Source organism: Pseudomonas sp. PS01300, assembly GCF_029960155.1.
In the GTDB taxonomy this organism is placed as follows: domain Bacteria; phylum Pseudomonadota; class Gammaproteobacteria; order Pseudomonadales; family Pseudomonadaceae; genus Aquipseudomonas; species Aquipseudomonas palmensis.
Window position 1 is genome coordinate 33,692 of the sequence record NZ_JASCPN010000013.1, and the last position, 15,199, is coordinate 48,890.

14 protein-coding genes are annotated in these 15,199 nt (G+C 60.5%); 13 read left to right on the top strand and 1 reads right to left on the bottom strand.

Translation table 11 applies throughout. The annotated features are described in order from the left end of the window. Positions 1 to 16 precede the first annotated feature (16 nt). The 9 genes from QMX96_RS09570 (at position 17) to QMX96_RS09610 (ending at position 10,304) form a co-directional block, all read left to right on the top strand. A complete protein-coding gene (locus QMX96_RS09570; RefSeq protein WP_282361669.1) occupies positions 17 to 2,746 on the top strand; it encodes a glycosyltransferase in 2,730 nt (909 codons plus the stop codon). A 138-nt stretch (positions 2,747 to 2,884) separates the two neighbouring features. Then, a complete protein-coding gene (locus QMX96_RS09575) occupies positions 2,885 to 4,267 on the top strand; it encodes a bifunctional glycosyltransferase/class I SAM-dependent methyltransferase (protein WP_116053225.1) in 1,383 nt (460 codons plus the stop codon). A gap of 46 nt (positions 4,268 to 4,313) precedes the next feature. Continuing rightward, positions 4,314 to 5,054 carry a methyltransferase domain-containing protein gene (locus tag QMX96_RS09580; RefSeq protein WP_116053227.1) on the top strand — a complete coding sequence of 247 codons (741 nt, stop codon included), beginning with the start codon at positions 4,314 to 4,316 and terminating at the stop codon, positions 5,052 to 5,054. A gap of 447 nt (positions 5,055 to 5,501) precedes the next feature. Further along, entirely contained in the window at positions 5,502 to 6,434 is a 933-nt protein-coding gene (locus tag QMX96_RS09585) for a ketoacyl-ACP synthase III (RefSeq protein WP_282361670.1), read from the top strand. A gap of 266 nt (positions 6,435 to 6,700) precedes the next feature. After that, positions 6,701 to 7,549: a flagellin domain-containing protein gene (locus tag QMX96_RS09590; protein WP_282361671.1), complete on the top strand. Its 849-nt coding sequence runs from the start codon at positions 6,701 to 6,703 to the stop codon at positions 7,547 to 7,549. A 72-nt stretch (positions 7,550 to 7,621) separates the two neighbouring features. Continuing rightward, positions 7,622 to 7,987 carry a flagellar protein FlaG gene (locus tag QMX96_RS09595; protein ID WP_282361672.1) on the top strand — a complete coding sequence of 122 codons (366 nt, stop codon included), beginning with the start codon at positions 7,622 to 7,624 and terminating at the stop codon, positions 7,985 to 7,987. A gap of 72 nt (positions 7,988 to 8,059) precedes the next feature. After that, positions 8,060 to 9,469 (top strand): flagellar filament capping protein FliD, encoded by a 1,410-nt coding sequence (gene fliD, locus QMX96_RS09600; RefSeq protein ID WP_043861797.1) that lies wholly within the window; start codon positions 8,060 to 8,062, stop codon positions 9,467 to 9,469. 133 nt (positions 9,470 to 9,602) lie between these two features. Next, complete coding sequence (fliS, locus tag QMX96_RS09605) at positions 9,603 to 9,998, top strand: flagellar export chaperone FliS (protein ID WP_043861798.1); 396 nt, start codon at positions 9,603 to 9,605, stop codon at positions 9,996 to 9,998. A gap of 9 nt (positions 9,999 to 10,007) precedes the next feature. Next, positions 10,008 to 10,304: a flagellar assembly protein FliT gene (locus tag QMX96_RS09610; protein WP_043861799.1), complete on the top strand. Its 297-nt coding sequence runs from the start codon at positions 10,008 to 10,010 to the stop codon at positions 10,302 to 10,304. Positions 10,305 to 10,398: 94 nt separating this feature from the next. On the opposite strand, the gene QMX96_RS09615 is transcribed toward QMX96_RS09610, so the two are convergent. After that, positions 10,399 to 10,587 carry a hypothetical protein gene (locus tag QMX96_RS09615; RefSeq protein ID WP_229590459.1) on the bottom strand — a complete coding sequence of 63 codons (189 nt, stop codon included), beginning with the start codon at positions 10,585 to 10,587 and terminating at the stop codon, positions 10,399 to 10,401. Between QMX96_RS09615 and fleQ the strand changes: the two genes are divergently transcribed. The 4 genes from fleQ (at position 10,534) to fliE (ending at position 15,192) form a co-directional block, all read left to right on the top strand. Beyond that, complete coding sequence (fleQ, locus tag QMX96_RS09620) at positions 10,534 to 11,952, top strand: transcriptional regulator FleQ (protein WP_235384250.1); 1,419 nt, start codon at positions 10,534 to 10,536, stop codon at positions 11,950 to 11,952. The two genes, QMX96_RS09615 and fleQ, sit on opposite strands and share 54 nt — an antisense overlap. Before the next feature lie 206 nt (positions 11,953 to 12,158). Next, positions 12,159 to 13,367, top strand: a complete 1,209-nt coding sequence (locus QMX96_RS09625) for an ATP-binding protein (RefSeq protein ID WP_054915635.1) — start codon at positions 12,159 to 12,161, stop codon at positions 13,365 to 13,367. Next, positions 13,364 to 14,749 carry a sigma-54 dependent transcriptional regulator gene (locus tag QMX96_RS09630; RefSeq protein WP_054915634.1) on the top strand — a complete coding sequence of 462 codons (1,386 nt, stop codon included), beginning with the start codon at positions 13,364 to 13,366 and terminating at the stop codon, positions 14,747 to 14,749. Before QMX96_RS09625 ends, QMX96_RS09630 begins: the two co-directional genes overlap by 4 nt. A 116-nt stretch (positions 14,750 to 14,865) precedes the next feature. Continuing rightward, on the top strand, positions 14,866 to 15,192 hold the full coding sequence (gene fliE, locus QMX96_RS09635; RefSeq protein WP_043861803.1) for a flagellar hook-basal body complex protein FliE: 327 nt from the start codon (positions 14,866 to 14,868) through the stop codon (positions 15,190 to 15,192). Positions 15,193 to 15,199: the final 7 nt, after the last annotated feature.

Consider the following 15,199-nt stretch of genomic DNA (forward strand, 5'->3'; position numbering starts at 1 on the left):
TTGAAACAGGTACGTTATGAACACAATTGGAACCGGGTCGCGCAGTGATGTAACGGTCGTTCTGCTTGGACATGAGCAGGTCGATCACCGTGCACGGGCACAGCACTTCTACCAGCAGGCCGGTGTGCCTTGCTTGCCATTGGAGTCATTGCTGGTCAGCAGCAGTCAGACCTGCAGCCAGAGGTTGGCTCAGGCACTGCAGCAGGTGACTACCCCATGGGTGGTGCTGTCGCTGGATTCCGATTTCATTTTGCCCGCAGCCCTGGATAACGCTGCAGTGTGTTTGAGCGCTACATCGCATTCAATTGGTGCTCAGGGTTACGCACTGGCGTATGCGGTAGCTAATGGGCAAGTGGCCTATCACAAGCTGGGTGCTGCTTTGGAACCCGTGTCTGCCGAGAGTGCCACCGCGCGCCTGGGCCAGTACGCTCAAGCCGCACAGTCTGCCTGGCGAGCGGTACTACAGGTCAGCGCCTTGCAGGTGGCACTGGCGCAGTTACCCGAGCACCTGGACTTTTCCGGCTGGAGGGTGGCGTTATCCTACGCATTGCTGGCGCAAGGGGCGATCCAATCCCTTGACCAGACCGATGTGGTCTCGGAATACGCGCCTAGCGCACTGCCGCCTGCTGCTTTGGAAGAGCGCTTCACTCAAACTGCTCGCGCATTGCGGCAGTGGGATATCGCCACCTTCGGGCTGTGCGTCGATGAGCCAGGCTTTGCGCTGCTCGATCGTTTTGTCCGCAACACGTACGCTTCGCTGGAGCAACCGCTGCTCTTCACCTCATCCTGGACGCGTGTGACAGAGGCGCCTGAGCGTCTGTTTGAGCCGCGTCAGTATGTCGAACTGCCGTATTACAACGGTGCATTGTTCGCGTTCCTGACCACGCTGGAGTTTCTCTGCCATGCCTGGCCTGCCGGCGAGCGCCAGCACCACGCGCTGGAAGGCAGTTGGGTACGCCAGCGTGAATTGCTGCTCACTCACCCCAACGATACGCTCGAAACCCTTCAGCATCGCTATTGGGAGGCGCTGGAACTGGGCCTGTTCAATCGTGAGGTCTGTCAGCGCTTGGCCGCTTCTCTGACCAGTGAGGACGATCAGGCCAATGCTGCCGAAATGAGCGATTGGCTGGAGCGTCTGGCCCTAATCCCTGCGCTTGATCCGCAGAAGGGGTTGGCCGCCACGTCCTCCGGCAAGGTGCTTGCGAAGCTGGCTGCCGCAACGCCGGATGATGCCGCGCGTGCGCGTATCATGGCGCGTCTGAAGCCTTCGCCGGCTACGCAGATTGCCTTTGTGGTGTTGGACCTGGCTGATAATGATGCCGCTCTGCAAGCTACCTTCGACAGCCTGCTTGCCAGCGGCCTGCGCCATTTCAAACTGCTGGTCCTCAAGGCTGGCAAGCCGCCGGTTATCACTACCGCGCGTGACACTTTGCATTTCATTCAGGTTACGCAGGACAACTGGGTCGCCCACCTCAATCATGCGGTGCGCCAGTTGCCGAGTGAGTGGCTGTTGCTGCTGCAGGCTGGCGAGCAACTGCTCGCTGGGGGCTTGCTGCATCTGTCACTGGAGTTGGCCGGCGCTTCGGCTTGTCAGGCTATTTGTGCCAACGAGGTTCAGCGCGATGAGCAAGGACGCCTGAACAGTGTGGTACGTCCAGGTGCCGACCTGGACCTGCTACGTGGGCAACCTGCACTGATGTCGCGCCACTGGCTGATGCGACGCCAGGCGGTGCTCGAGCTGGGAGGCTACAGCGACGCCCAGCGTGATGCCGTCGAGCTTGACCTGCTATTGCGTCTGGTCGAGACCCATGGTCTGGCTTGCCTGGCTCATCTGGATGATTATCTGGTGCTTGGCGAACAATCTTCGCCGGCATTGACTGCCCAGGCCAAGGTGGTGCTCGAACGGCATCTGGGGCAGTTGGGCTATCGTGGGCACGTTAGTGAAGGCAGCGTATCCGGCCTGCAGGTCGATTTTCGTCATGCCGGCACGCCATTGGTCAGCATCCTGGTGGCGGGCGAGGAGGGCAGTGCGTCCTTGCAGGCAAGTGTGGCCAGTGTGCTGCAACGTACGCGCTACCCGCGCTACGAAGTGATCGTAGCGTGCTCTGGCGATCAGATTGCTCAAGAAGCGGCCGAGTTCCCCGGGTTGGGCAACCGGGTACGGGTGGTGAACGCATCCCCCGGCGCCTCGCGCAGCGACTTGCTCAACCTGGCAGCGAGCCAGGCCAAGGGCGAATATCTGGTGCTGTTGTCGGCGGGTGCAGATGTCATCAGCCCAGCCTGGCTAGAAGGGTTGCTCAACGAAGCCCAGCGCCCGGAAGTCGGCGTTGTGGGCGGCGCGCTGTACAGTGACGATTCGATCCTGGTCCATGCCGGTTATGGTCTACTGAGCGGCCCGCGGGTTGGCGCGCCTTGGCTGGGCACCGCGGATCAGTGGCAATCGGCCGTGCGTGGTTGCGCGGCTGTTTCCGGTGCCTGCCTGATGGTGAGCAAGGTTCTGCTGGAACAGTGTGGTGGATTGCAGGCAATGCCGGGGGCGGATATCGAGTTGTGCCTGCAAGTGCAGAGCGCAGGATTGGCGGTGGTGTGGACACCACAGGCCCAGGTGCGCGTCGTAGAGCAGTCGGTACCGGATACCAGCGTTGCCCTGGGGTTGGCTGAGCGGTGGCCGCAGGCTTTCACCGGTCGTGCATTCGACGAAGAGTTGAGCCCTGGGGGAGAGTTGGCCTGGGTGGCGAAGCTGTAAGCGTGTTGGTGTGATTTGCCCTGGGTCCCTCTGTGCTTGGAGGGGCTCGGATCGTGCTTCACTCGGTACCCGGTTCTGCGGATGCTGGTGCGTCGCTTACCGGGCAGCCTTGTCATAATTAAATAACTAAGTGCCTGCATGAAACCTATTCGAGTTGTATGTGGAACGCGCGTTTCCGAGCAGGAGTTCTCCACAAAGACCGCTCTTGGCCGATCCTTGCAGATCCACCAGGCGGCCAATCCTGTGGATATCCGGCTGTTTGCAGAGAATACCCAGGGGCTTTCGACGATTTACAACCGCGTCATTGATGAGGCCAGGGGCGATCCCGCCATTTTGGTATTCGTTCATGACGACGTGCACCTGTGCGACTTTCTGTGGAGCGAGCGAATCCGCGAAGCGGTTGCAGCCTTCGATATTATCGGGCTGGCTGGTAATACCCGGCGTGTCGAGGGGCAGCCCGCGTGGGCTTTCATTGATGACCAGTTTACCTGGGATCAGAAGTGTTTCCTGAGCGGGATCGTCGGGCACGGCAAGGGTTTCCCTTGTGCGGTCTCCAATTTCGGGCCCGTGCCCCAGCCCTGCAAATTGCTCGATGGGCTGTTGCTTGCCGTGGACAGCGAGCGTCTTCAGCAGCGCAATGTACGCTTTGACGAGCAATTTGAATTTCACTTCTACGACATGGATTTCTGTCGCTCGGCGGAGCTGAGCGGGTTGAGCATGGGCACGTGGCCGTTGAGCGTCGTTCATGAAAGCGGAGGGGCGTTTGGCTCCCCCGCGTGGCGCGAGAGCTTTCGGCGCTACCAAGATAAGTATGCCGTAGCAGGCACTCGCAAGCCCCAGGAGGCCACTGTGCAAAAACAAACCCCGGTTCATCAGTTTCATAACCCGGACCTGCTCAAGCTGATGCCTGTCAATGCCAGGCGAGTTGTGGAGATCGGATGCAGTTCGGGTGCGCTCGCACGCGAATATAAAAAACTCAACCCGCACGTACATTACACGGGAATCGAGATCGATCCGAGTTACGCCGAGTTAGCCCGTGAACACTGTGATCGTGTTCTCGACATGAATATCGAAAACGCCTGTACCGAATTGCTCGCCGGCGATCTGGCGGCTGACTGCTGGGTTTTTGGGGATGTGCTTGAACATCTGTACGACCCATGGCACCTGCTGCAGAAAATTCGTGAAGCCAGTGCGCCGGGTAGCTGTGTGGTGGCATGTATTCCGAATGCGCAACACTGGAGCGTGCAGGCTCGACTCAGTGTCGGTGACTTCCGCTACGAGGATTCCGGGCTGTTTGACAGGACGCATATTCGCTGGTTCACGCTGGTCACCATGCTTGAAATGTTCGCTCAGGCAGGTTTGACCGTCGACGCGGGGGTGCCGCGAGTTTTTGACGAGCCCCAGCGTGAAAAATTTCTCCCGATAATTCATGCCATGGCGAGCGCGGCGGGAAGGGATCCTGAGATGGCTGTTCAGGATGCGCTGCCGTTGCAGTACGTGTTCAGGGCTGTTGTCGGTTGAAGTCGGCTAACTAAATCATCTAACTCGGATTGGAAGCTTGAAATAAATGCACCCTACCGCCATGCAAAATGGACAACTGTTTTTCGATACTTACCTGGGTAAAAACTCGAACTGTGTGGTTGTGGAAATCGGCGCGCAAAACGTCAATGGGTCTCTTCGAGAGGTCGCGCCACCGGGCGCACGCTACATTGGCGTGGACTTTGTCGTCGGCAAAGGTGTCGATGTTGTACTGACCGACCCGTATTGCCTTCCGTTCGAAAGCGAGTCTGTCGACGTCGTTGTCAGTTCCTCGTGCCTGGAGCATTCGGAGATGTTCTGGCTGTCGTTTACCGAGTGCTTGAGGATCCTTAAGCCGGATGGTCTGTTGTTCATCAACGTGCCTTCCAACGGCGCATTCCACCGTTACCCGGTTGACTGCTGGCGCTTCTACCCTGATGCGGGGAGTGCGCTGGTCACCTGGGCCAAGCGTCAGGGCATGAACCCCGTTTTGCTGGAGTCGTTCATTACCCCTCAACACCAAGATGTATGGAACGACTTCCTGGCGGTTTTCGTGAAAGATGAACGTTTCCTGCATCAGTACCCCAACAGAATGATCAAGGCTGTTGAAAAGTTCGAGAACGGCAAGGTGTCAGGCAGTGATCAGATTTACAGCTTCACCCAGTTTCCGGAGGACATCCGGCGATTGAATGATGCCGTGCAGCGGTTGGCAGCTATGGAAGGGCGTGAAGCTGTGGTGAATGATGTGCTGGAGAAGTTGTTGACCTTCACCAAGGGGCAGGCGAGCTAGTAGCCGATGCTTCACGTTACCCGCTGCACCACAGGTGCTCGGTTGAGTGCCGTCACTTCGTTGAGGCCGGGCAATCTGTAATGGCCGCAACGAATCGATCGATTGCGGGTGCCAAGGGCGCTCCTATGCGCCCGAGTCGTGTATTTGTCATAGATGGGCACCCTTCCCGCTGGGAGATCAGGCTGGCTTCAACAGCACTGTTTCTCCCGGCGTACCCGGCGCCTGCACATACCCGGCTTCGGATGAGCCGCGTGCGGTATCTGATCGTATCGGCAACCGATTCGATAAAAGCGCGTGACTTGTGAGTCACGACGGGCATCTTCACTGTTATCATTCCCGTAACCGGGAGCAACTGAGCCTGCGGGTGGCACTGCCAGAAGCTTGGAATAGCTGGCTGGTCTTCGTGGAACACAGTGGAAATTTGCTTTTTCTGAATTGGGAAGCCATATGATTGGCATTAAAAGTATCGCCAGTTACGTGCCGGCTGAAGGGCTGGACAATTACGCTCAAGGCGCGAAATTCGGCAAGGATCAGGATTTCATCTTTGGCAAGATCGGCTCGACTTTCCTGCCGCGCAAGGGTGCTGGCCAGGAAACTTCCGACTTGTGTGTCGAGGCCGTCAAGGCCCTGTTCGCCAACAACCCCGCACTGACCCCGGCCTCTGTCGACGCCGTGATCGTTGTCACCCAGAATGGCGATGCTGAGGGCCTGCCGCACACAGCTGCCATCGTCCAGCACAAGCTGGGTCTGCCGACAAATATCGCCGCTTTCGACATCTCTCTGGGATGTTCCGGTTATGTCTACGGCTTGTATGCCATGAAAGGCTTCATGGAGGCTGCCGGCTTGAAGAATGGGCTGTTGATCACTGCCGACCCGTATTCGAAGATTGTCGACCCCGAGGATCGCAATACCACCATGCTGTTTGGTGATGCTGCAACGGTGACATGGATGGGGGAGGAGGCAGACTGGCAGTTGGGCAAGTCTCTTTTCGGCACAGATGGCGCAGGCGCCGAGTTTTTGCGGACCACTGCTGGCAAGTTCTTCATGAACGGTCGTCAGGTCTACAACTTCGCTCTGATCAAGGTACCTGCTCACTTGCAGCAGTTGCTGGACGTCAGCCATCTGCAGGCCAACGATATCGACCTGTACTGCCTGCACCAGGGCAGTGCCGCCATTGTGGATGCCGTTTCCCAGCGGTTCGAGGGCGGGGAGCCTGAGCGCTTCGTCAAGGACATGGCTGAGACGGGCAATACCGTTTCATCGAGCATTCCGCTACTGCTTGAAAAGCATGTGCTGGGTTCGCAGCACAAGCGGGTCGCACTGAGCGGCTTTGGCGTGGGTCTGTCATGGGGCTCGGCAATCATCGAGCGTCGAGACTGAGCTGGCTTGCTGTACGCAGAAGCGCTGCCTAAGGGTGGCGTTTTTTTTGTCTTGACCGGTGGCCACTGTTTGGGCCCTGGCACAGTGGCCAGAAACCCGGCGTCAAACCCTTGATTTCATTGGGGTGGCAGGGTGCCAGTAAAAATTTTCAAAAAACCCCTAAAGCAACCTGCACAGACGACGATAACTATTACGAAGGTTCTCTAGGCCACACCCGGCGCTTGCCAGGGCCGGAAGCCGCAATACCCACAAACGAGGAATTCGTCATGGCATTAACCGTAAACACCAACGTCACGTCGCTGAACGTTCAGAAAAACCTGAACCGCGCTTCCGACGCCCTGAGCACCTCGATGACTCGCCTGTCTTCCGGCCTGAAAATCAACAGCGCCAAAGACGACGCCGCTGGCCTGCAGATCGCTACCCGTATGACCTCGCAAATCCGCGGTCAGACCATGGCGATCAAAAACGCCAACGACGGTATCTCGATCGCCCAGACCGCTGAAGGCGCGATGCAAGAGCAGGTCAACATCCTGCAGCGTATGCGTGAACTGGCTCTGCAGGCACGTAACGACTCGAACGACACTGACAACCGTAAATCGCTGAACGACGAATTTGTCCAGATGCGTGACGAGCTGACCCGTATCGCTGAGTCCACCCAGCTGAACGGCAAGAACCTGCTGGACGGTTCCGCCAGCACCATGACCTTCCAGGTCGGTTCGGAAACCGGTGGCATCAACCAGATCAGCATCGACCTGACCAGCAAGTACCTGGCCAGCGACCTGGGCATCACCAATGCCATCACCATCGCCGGTAGCGACAGCGCCACTGCCGAGACCAACTTCTCGGCTGCAATGGACGCGATCGATGGCGCGGTCAAGAAGATCGGTGAAGGCCGTGCTGCACTGGGTGCCGTTCAGAACCGTCTGACCAGCACCATCAACAACCTGCAGAACATCAACGAAAACGCCGACGCTGCCCGTGGTCGTGTACAAGATACCGACTTCGCTGCCGAGACCGCTCAGCTGACCAAGCAGCAGACTCTGCAACAAGCTTCGACTTCGGTTCTGGCCCAGGCCAACCAACTGCCATCCGCCGTACTGAAACTGCTTCAGTAATCGCCTGATGGTTATCGGCGGGGGAGTGCACCTGTGGCGCTCCCCCGCCTTTTGCATTGAGAGGTGGTTGGCATGGATATGAGCGTCAAGCTGAACCTGTCCTACCAGGTTGCAAAGCCTGTGGAGCAGCCCACCGAGCGCCCTGCGGTCAAGCCCGTGGAGGCTGTCGAATCCATCAAGCCAGCGAAGGAAAGTGCCGACAGCGGCCTGACCGAAGCTGAGAAGGTCAAGAACGCGCTCAAGGACATCGAGAAGTTTCTCGCCTCGTCGCGTCGCAATCTCGAATTTTCCACGGATGAAGAATCCGGCCGAATTGTAGTTAAAGTCATCGCCAGTGAAACCGGTGAGCTGATCCGCCAACTTCCTTCGGAAGAGGCGTTGAGAATTGCCCACAGTCTGAGCGATGTTAACAGCCTGCTGTTCAACGCCAAGGTCTGATGCTGGCGTCCGAGCAGCACGTTCGCTAGCCTTGATCGGCTAGGGGCGGCGCGCAACCAAGAGGGAATAGCAATGGCGAGTTCAATTTTACCGGGCACCGGTCTGGGTTCTGGCGTCGATATCAACAAGATCGTCAGCACGCTGGTGGCGTCTGAAACCGATCCGAAAGCCAACCAGATCAAACGCCAGACTGCCAACAACTCGGCCATGCTTTCTGGTGTCGCATCGCTCAAGAGCGCGCTGTCTGTCTATCAGGCGGCGATGAAGAAGCTCAATGATCCCCTCGCGCCGTCGTTCAATGCCTATGCGGCAACGTCCAGCAACGACGCCGCGATCAAGGCAACCTCCAACAATACCGCGGTGCCCGGTACCTACACGATCCGTGTCGACAACCTGGCCACCTCGTCCAAGGTGGCCAGCCAGAACTTCGACACCGGTGCCACCACGCCGATTCCCGAAGGTGACCTGCTGATTACCCAGGACGGTGTCACCCACACCGTCAAGGTCGGCCCTGGTGCAACCTTGCAGTCCGTGCGCGACACCATCAACTCGTCGCTGTCCGAGAAAGGCATCACTGCCAACCTGGTCAATGGTGCAGACGGTTCGCGCCTGGTGTTCAGTTCGACCAAGACCGGTGAGGGTACGGACATTTCCGTCGACGGCACTATCGACGCGCTCAAGATCGCGCCGGGCGAGAAGATGGTTGGTGACGGTGCCGGCTACATCGGTGAGCCGGCCAAGGACGCAAAACTGTACGTCGACGGCCTGCCGGTCACGAGCAAGAGCAATACCGTCACCGGTGCCATCAGTGGCATCAGCCTGGACCTGCTTCAGGCAACCGGCCCCGACGACAGCAAGGCTGTACAGGTTACGGTGGGCGAGAACACCGATGGCCTGAAAAAATCGGTGCAGGCCTATGTCGATGCCTATAACACCCTGATCAAGGCGGTCACCAACCTGACCTCCGTGAGCAAGGATGCCGATGGCAACACCGTGCTGGGCCCGTTGACCAACGACCCGACCACCCGTTCGCTGCTGAGCGACCTGCGCAGCCAATTGGCGACCGAGTCGGACGGTACCCGCCTGACCACCCTCAGCCAGCTGGGTATCAACACCCAGAAGGACGGTACCCTCGAGTTCAACTCCGTCAAGTACGACGCAGCGATGAAGGACAAGAAGCTCGGTGCCGACGTGCAGGAGCTTTTCACCGGCAAGAATGGCGTGTTCGCGCACATGAACAAGGCGATCGAACCGTACCTGCAGACCGGTGGCATTCTCGACTCGCGCAAGAACGGCCTGGACAGGCTGCAGAAAGACCTCGAGAACCAGCAGGAGGCCCTGGATCGGCGCATTGCGTCGCTGACCGAGTCGCTGACCAAACGCTACGTGGCCATGGATACCCTGGTCGGCAAGCTCGAGGCGCAGCGCAAGAACATTGCCTCGATGTTCGCCTCGATCGAAGCGCAGCAGAAGAACTCCTGATAGCAGGGGCCGCAAAAAAGCCCGGCAGCACCCCTTCGGGTGCTCCGGGCTTTTCGTTTTCGGGGTTAAAGTTTTTTGACCCGCAGGCGATACAGGCGGTATATGAACCTTTTCGTTTGTTACGAGGTAGAACATGAACCCTATGTTGGCCCTTCGGCAGTATCAGAAAGTCAACGGCGTGGCGCAGACCTCCGAGGCCAGCCCGCACCGTCTCGTGCAGATGCTCATGCAGGGCGGGCTGGATCGCATCGCGCAGGCCAAAGGTGCAATCGCGCGCAATGACCTGGCCCAGAAGGGCATCCTGATCGGCAAGGCCATCGGGATTATCGGCGGTCTGCGCGAAGGGCTCGACCTCGAAAACCAGGCCGAGGCACTGGCCGACATTGATGGGCTGTACGCCTACATGAGCAGGCGTCTGGTCGAGGCCAACGTGCAGAACGACCCGGAGATCCTCAATGAAGTCGCACGCCTGCTGATTACCGTCAAGGAAGGTTGGGACGCGATCGGCGATCAGGTCGCCGACGTCTAGGAGAACGCCATGAGTGCCGTGCTCGAACGTATCGAACAAACCCGCGAAGCCCTGCTCGGGGCATTGGCCAGCCGCGACTGGGAAACGATCACCGAACTGGACCTGAGCTGCCGTGTTTGCGTCGAGGACGTACTGGCCGAGGCATCGACCAACGAACAGGTTCTGCGTACCAGCCTTGAGGAGTTGCTCGACGTCTACCGCCAACTAATTGATGTTGCAAGTGGTGAACGTCAAACAATAGTCGACGAGATGACGCAGATCCGCCAAGCGAAAAACGCCGCAAAGGTATACCATCTGTTCAGCTGACGCTGGACGGTTCGAAAATGCAGTGCGCCATAAATTTGACTGTGTACGATTTTTTGACTTAACTAGTGGCTGTTTTCTAATTTCAGACGTCCGATCACTGACCGCTCCAGTCGGAATGGATGTCGAGCATGCCCACATTGGGTGTCGAGTTGACTAGGGAAGTTTCGATTGCATGTGGCGTGAAACCAAAATTCTCCTGATCGATGACGATGACGCTCGCCGCCGCGACCTGGCGGTGGTGCTGAATTTTCTTGGCGAAGAAAATCTTTCCTGCTCCAGCCACGATTGGCAGCAGGTCGTTCAGTCGTTGTCATCCAGCCGTGAAGTACTCTGTGTCCTGGTCGGCACCGTGAACGCTCCGGCAAGCCTTTTGGGCTTGCTTAAGACCGTGGCTGCCTGGGATGAGTTCCTTCCGGTATTGCTGTTGGGTGAAATATCTTCTGCCGAGTTGCCCGAGGACCTGCGCCGCCGGGTGCTTTCCAACCTGGAGATGCCGCCCAGCTACAGCAAGCTGCTCGATTCGCTGCACCGTGCCCAGGTCTATCGCGAGATGTACGACCAGGCCCGCGAGCGCGGTCGTCAGCGCGAGCCCAACCTGTTCCGTAGCCTGGTCGGTACCAGCCGCGCCATCCAGCATGTGCGCCAGATGATGCAGCAGGTGGCCGACACCGACGCCAGCGTGCTGATCCTCGGCGAGTCGGGTACCGGCAAGGAAGTGGTCGCGCGCAACCTGCACTACCATTCCAAGCGCCGTGAAGCGCCGTTTGTGCCGGTCAACTGCGGCGCGATCCCGGCCGAGCTGCTCGAAAGCGAACTGTTCGGTCACGAGAAGGGGGCGTTCACCGGCGCCATCACCAGCCGTGCCGGGCGTTTCGAGCTGGCCAATGGCGGCACCCTGTTCCTCGACGAAATCGGCGACATGCCGCTGCCGATGCAGGTCAAGCTGCTGCGCGTGCTGCAGGAGCGCACCTTCGAGCGTGTGGGTAGCAACAAGACCCAGAGCATCGATGTGCGCATCATCGCCGCCACTCACAAGAACCTCGAGAGCATGATCGAGGTGGGTAGCTTTCGCGAAGACCTGTACTACCGCCTCAATGTGTTCCCGATCGAGATGGCCCCGCTGCGTGAGCGGGTCGAAGACATTCCGCTGCTGATGAACGAGTTGATCTCGCGCATGGAGCACGAGAAGCGGGGGTCGATCCGCTTCAATTCCGCCGCGATCATGTCGCTGTGCCGCCATGGCTGGCCGGGCAACGTGCGCGAGCTGGCGAACCTGGTGGAGCGCATGGCGATCATGCACCCGTATGGCGTGATCGGCGTGTCCGAGCTGCCGAAGAAGTTCCGCTACGTCGATGATGAAGACGAGCAACTGGTCGACAGCCTCCGCTCGGACCTGGAAGAGCGCGTGGCAATCAACGGCCATACGCCCAATTTCAGCAACCATGCGATGTTGCCGCCCGAAGGTCTCGACCTCAAGGACTACCTGGGCAGCCTCGAGCAGGGCCTGATCCAGCAGGCGCTGGACGATGCCAACGGTATCGTGGCGCGTGCCGCAGAGCGCCTGCGCATCCGCCGCACCACGCTGGTGGAAAAAATGCGCAAGTACGGCATGAGCCGTCGCGATGGAGACGAACAGGCGGAGGATTGACGCCTGCTTCCTGCCGGCAGGCCCCGACCGGGGCCTGCCGAACGCAATACCCCTATTTTCCACAGGGCTGTAAAGCCTGCCCTTGCTGGCTTTGGGCGGCGCGCCGCTGCTGCTGGCAACCCCCCGTCAAAGTATCCGGCACGTCTATTGCTATACCGCTGGCAACATACCGTTTTATGACGGTGAGCCATGCGAGAGAGCAACCCATGCCCCACGCCGCCCACATCCCCGCCGCCGAGCCCAGGCGTTCTGACGCCGCCGAACAGCAGAGTCGTCAGGGGCTCGAGCAGGCGTTTGCCCTGTTCGACCAGGTGTCGACCCAACTGAGCCAGTCCTACAACCTGCTCGAGGCCCGTGTCACCGAGCTCAAGGGGGAGTTGGCCGTGGTCAGTGCGCAGCGCATGGCGGAGCTGGCGGAGAAGGAGCGACTGGCCAACCGCCTGCAGAACCTGCTGTCGCTGTTGCCCGGCGGGGTGATCGTGATCGACGGCCAGGGCCGCGTGCGCGAGGCCAACCCGGCCGCCGTCGAACTGCTGGGTCAGCCGCTGGTGGGCGAGCTGTGGCGTCAGGTGATCGCCCGCAGCTTTGCGCCGCGCGAGGACGACGGCCACGAAGTGTCGCTGCGCGATGGTCGCCGCCTGTCGATCGCTACCCGCTCGCTGGATGCCGAGCCGGGCCAGCTGGTGCTGTTGACCGATCTCACCGAAACCCGCCACCTGCAAAGCCAGCTGGCGCGGCACGAGCGCCTGTCGACCCTGGGGCGAATGGTGGCCTCGCTGGCGCATCAGATCCGCACGCCACTGTCGGCCGCCTTGCTGTATGCCAGTCACCTGGCCGAGCAGGACCTGCCGCTGGACACCCGTCAGCGTTTTGCCGGCAGCCTCAAGGAGCGTCTGCACGAACTCGAGCACCAGGTACGCGACATGCTGGTGTTCGCCCGCGGGGAACTGCCGCTGACCGACCGCGTGACCCCCAAGGCGTTGTTCCAGGCGCTGCAGCAGGCCGCGCAGGTACATGTACAGGGGCATGCTGTGCGCTGGCAGTGCGACAGCCACCTGGGCGAATTGCTGTGCAACCGCGACACCCTGGTGGGGGCGCTGCTCAATCTCATTGAAAACGCCCTGCAGGCCGCGCCCGGCGCTGCTCGGCTCAAGGTACACCTGTATCGTCGCGGGCAAAGCCTGCGCCTGTGCATCAGCGATGCCGGGCCGGGCATCGACAGTGCATTGCTGGCGCGCCTGGGCGAGCCGTTCCTGACCACCAAGGCCACTGGCACCGGGCTTGGCCTGGCGGTGGTGATGGCGGTTGCCCGAGCACACCAAGGCACCGTGCAGCTGCGCTCGCGCCCCGGGCGCGGTACCTGTGCGCTGGTGACCCTGCCGCTGATCGGCGCACCGCTGGAGGCAACGGCATGAGGGCGATCAAGGTTCTGCTGGTCGAGGATGACCGCGTACTGCGCCAGGCCCTGGCCGATACCCTGGAGCTGGGCGGTTTTGCCTATCATGCAGTGGGCTCGGCCGAAGAAGCGCTGGAAGTGGCGGCCAGTCAGCCCTTCAGCCTGGTGGTCAGCGACGTCAACATGCCGGGAATGGACGGCCACCAGTTGCTGGCCGCGTTGCGGGCCCGCCAGCCGCAGTTGCCGGTGCTGCTGATGACCGCGCACGCTGCCGTTGAGCGTGCAGTGGATGCGATGCGCCAGGGCGCTGCGGACTATCTGGTCAAGCCCTTCGAGCCACGCGCATTGCTCGACCTGGTGGCCCGTCATGCCCTGGGCGTTGCCAGCGGCGCGGACGCCGACGGTCCGGTGGCGCGCGAGCCTGCCAGTGCGCAGTTGCTCGAACTGGCCGCGCGGGTGGCGCGCAGTGATTCCACCGTGCTGATTTCCGGCGAGTCGGGCACCGGCAAGGAGGTGCTGGCGCGCTACATTCACCAGCAGTCCCTGCGTGCCGACCAGCCATTCGTGGCCATCAACTGCGCCGCCATCCCCGACAACATGCTCGAAGCCACGTTGTTCGGACATGAAAAGGGCTCGTTCACCGGGGCGATAGCCGCCCAGCCAGGCAAGTTCGAGCAGGCCGACGGTGGCACGCTGCTGCTCGACGAGATTTCCGAAATGCCGCTGGGGCTGCAGGCCAAGCTGCTGCGGGTGCTGCAGGAGCGCGAGGTCGAGCGGGTAGGCGGGCGCAAGCCGATCGCGCTGGACATCCGCGTGGTCGCCACCACCAACCGCGACCTTGCCGGCGAAGTGGCGGCGGGGCGGTTTCGCGAAGACCTGTTCTATCGCCTGTCGGTGTTCCCGCTGGCCTGGCGACCGCTGCGCGAGCGCAGCGCCGACATTCTGCCGCTGGCCGAGCGTCTGCTGGCGCGACACGTCAATAAAATGAAGCATGCCCCCGTGCGCCTGTCGGCCCAGGCCCAGGCCTGCCTGCAAGGCTATCCGTGGCCGGGTAACGTGCGCGAGCTGGACAACGCCATCCAGCGGGCGCTGATCCTGCAGCAGGGCGGGGTGATCGAGGCGGCGGACTTCTGCCTGGCCGGGGTGCTGCCGCTGCTGGCGGCATCGCCCGTAGAGCCGGTGCCGGTGCTGGCCGAGCCGTCCGAGCCAGCCGGGCTGGGGGATGATCTGCGCCGCCACGAGTTCCAGATGATCATCGATACCCTGCGCGCCGAGCGCGGGCGCCGCAAGGAGGCTGCCGAGCGTCTGGGCATCAGCCCGCGCACCTTGCGCTACAAGCTGGCACAGATGCGTGATGCCGGCCTGGATGTGGAGGCGAGTCTCTACGCCAGCGGCGTGTGACGCCGTAACCGGTCGTTTTTGTTGGTCCTGGGGGTAGAGCTGGCACTCTTGTTGCTAAGTTCTGCCTGTCCGCTGCGTAGTGTCAAAAAAATGCGGGTCGTCGGAGAGAAGAGTCAATGAGCCAAGGTGTTGAATTTAATCGATTGATGTTGGACATGCGGGCCATGCAGGCGGACGCCATGTCGATGTCGAAGGCTGCCCCTGCGCCAGAGCTTGGCTCGAGCGGTTTTGCCGACATGCTTGGCCAGGCCATCAACAAGGTCAGCGATACCCAGCAGGCGTCCACCCAGTTGGCCAACGCCTTCGAGATCGGCAAGAGCGGCGTCGACCTTACCGACGTGATGATCGCCTCGCAGAAGGCCAGCGTGTCGTTCCAGGCCTTGACCCAGGTGCGCAACAAGCTGGTGCAGGCGTATCAAGACATCATGCAGATGCCGGTATAAGGGCGAG

Excerpts from the sequence above, each read along its gene's own strand:
- QMX96_RS09570 (WP_282361669.1), top strand. The coding sequence starts at position 17 with ATGAACACAATTGGAACCGGGTCGCGCAGTGATGTAACGGTCGTTCTG.
- QMX96_RS09575 (WP_116053225.1), top strand. The coding sequence starts at position 2,885 with ATGAAACCTATTCGAGTTGTATGTGGAACGCGCGTTTCCGAGCAGGAG.
- QMX96_RS09580 (WP_116053227.1), top strand. The coding sequence starts at position 4,314 with ATGCACCCTACCGCCATGCAAAATGGACAACTGTTTTTCGATACTTAC.
- QMX96_RS09585 (WP_282361670.1), top strand. The coding sequence starts at position 5,502 with ATGATTGGCATTAAAAGTATCGCCAGTTACGTGCCGGCTGAAGGGCTG.
- QMX96_RS09590 (WP_282361671.1), top strand. The coding sequence starts at position 6,701 with ATGGCATTAACCGTAAACACCAACGTCACGTCGCTGAACGTTCAGAAA.
- QMX96_RS09595 (WP_282361672.1), top strand. The coding sequence starts at position 7,622 with ATGGATATGAGCGTCAAGCTGAACCTGTCCTACCAGGTTGCAAAGCCT.
- fliD (WP_043861797.1), top strand. The coding sequence starts at position 8,060 with ATGGCGAGTTCAATTTTACCGGGCACCGGTCTGGGTTCTGGCGTCGAT.
- fliS (WP_043861798.1), top strand. The coding sequence starts at position 9,603 with ATGAACCCTATGTTGGCCCTTCGGCAGTATCAGAAAGTCAACGGCGTG.
- QMX96_RS09610 (WP_043861799.1), top strand. The coding sequence starts at position 10,008 with ATGAGTGCCGTGCTCGAACGTATCGAACAAACCCGCGAAGCCCTGCTC.
- QMX96_RS09625 (WP_054915635.1), top strand. The coding sequence starts at position 12,159 with ATGCCCCACGCCGCCCACATCCCCGCCGCCGAGCCCAGGCGTTCTGAC.
- QMX96_RS09630 (WP_054915634.1), top strand. The coding sequence starts at position 13,364 with ATGAGGGCGATCAAGGTTCTGCTGGTCGAGGATGACCGCGTACTGCGC.
- fliE (WP_043861803.1), top strand. The coding sequence starts at position 14,866 with ATGAGCCAAGGTGTTGAATTTAATCGATTGATGTTGGACATGCGGGCC.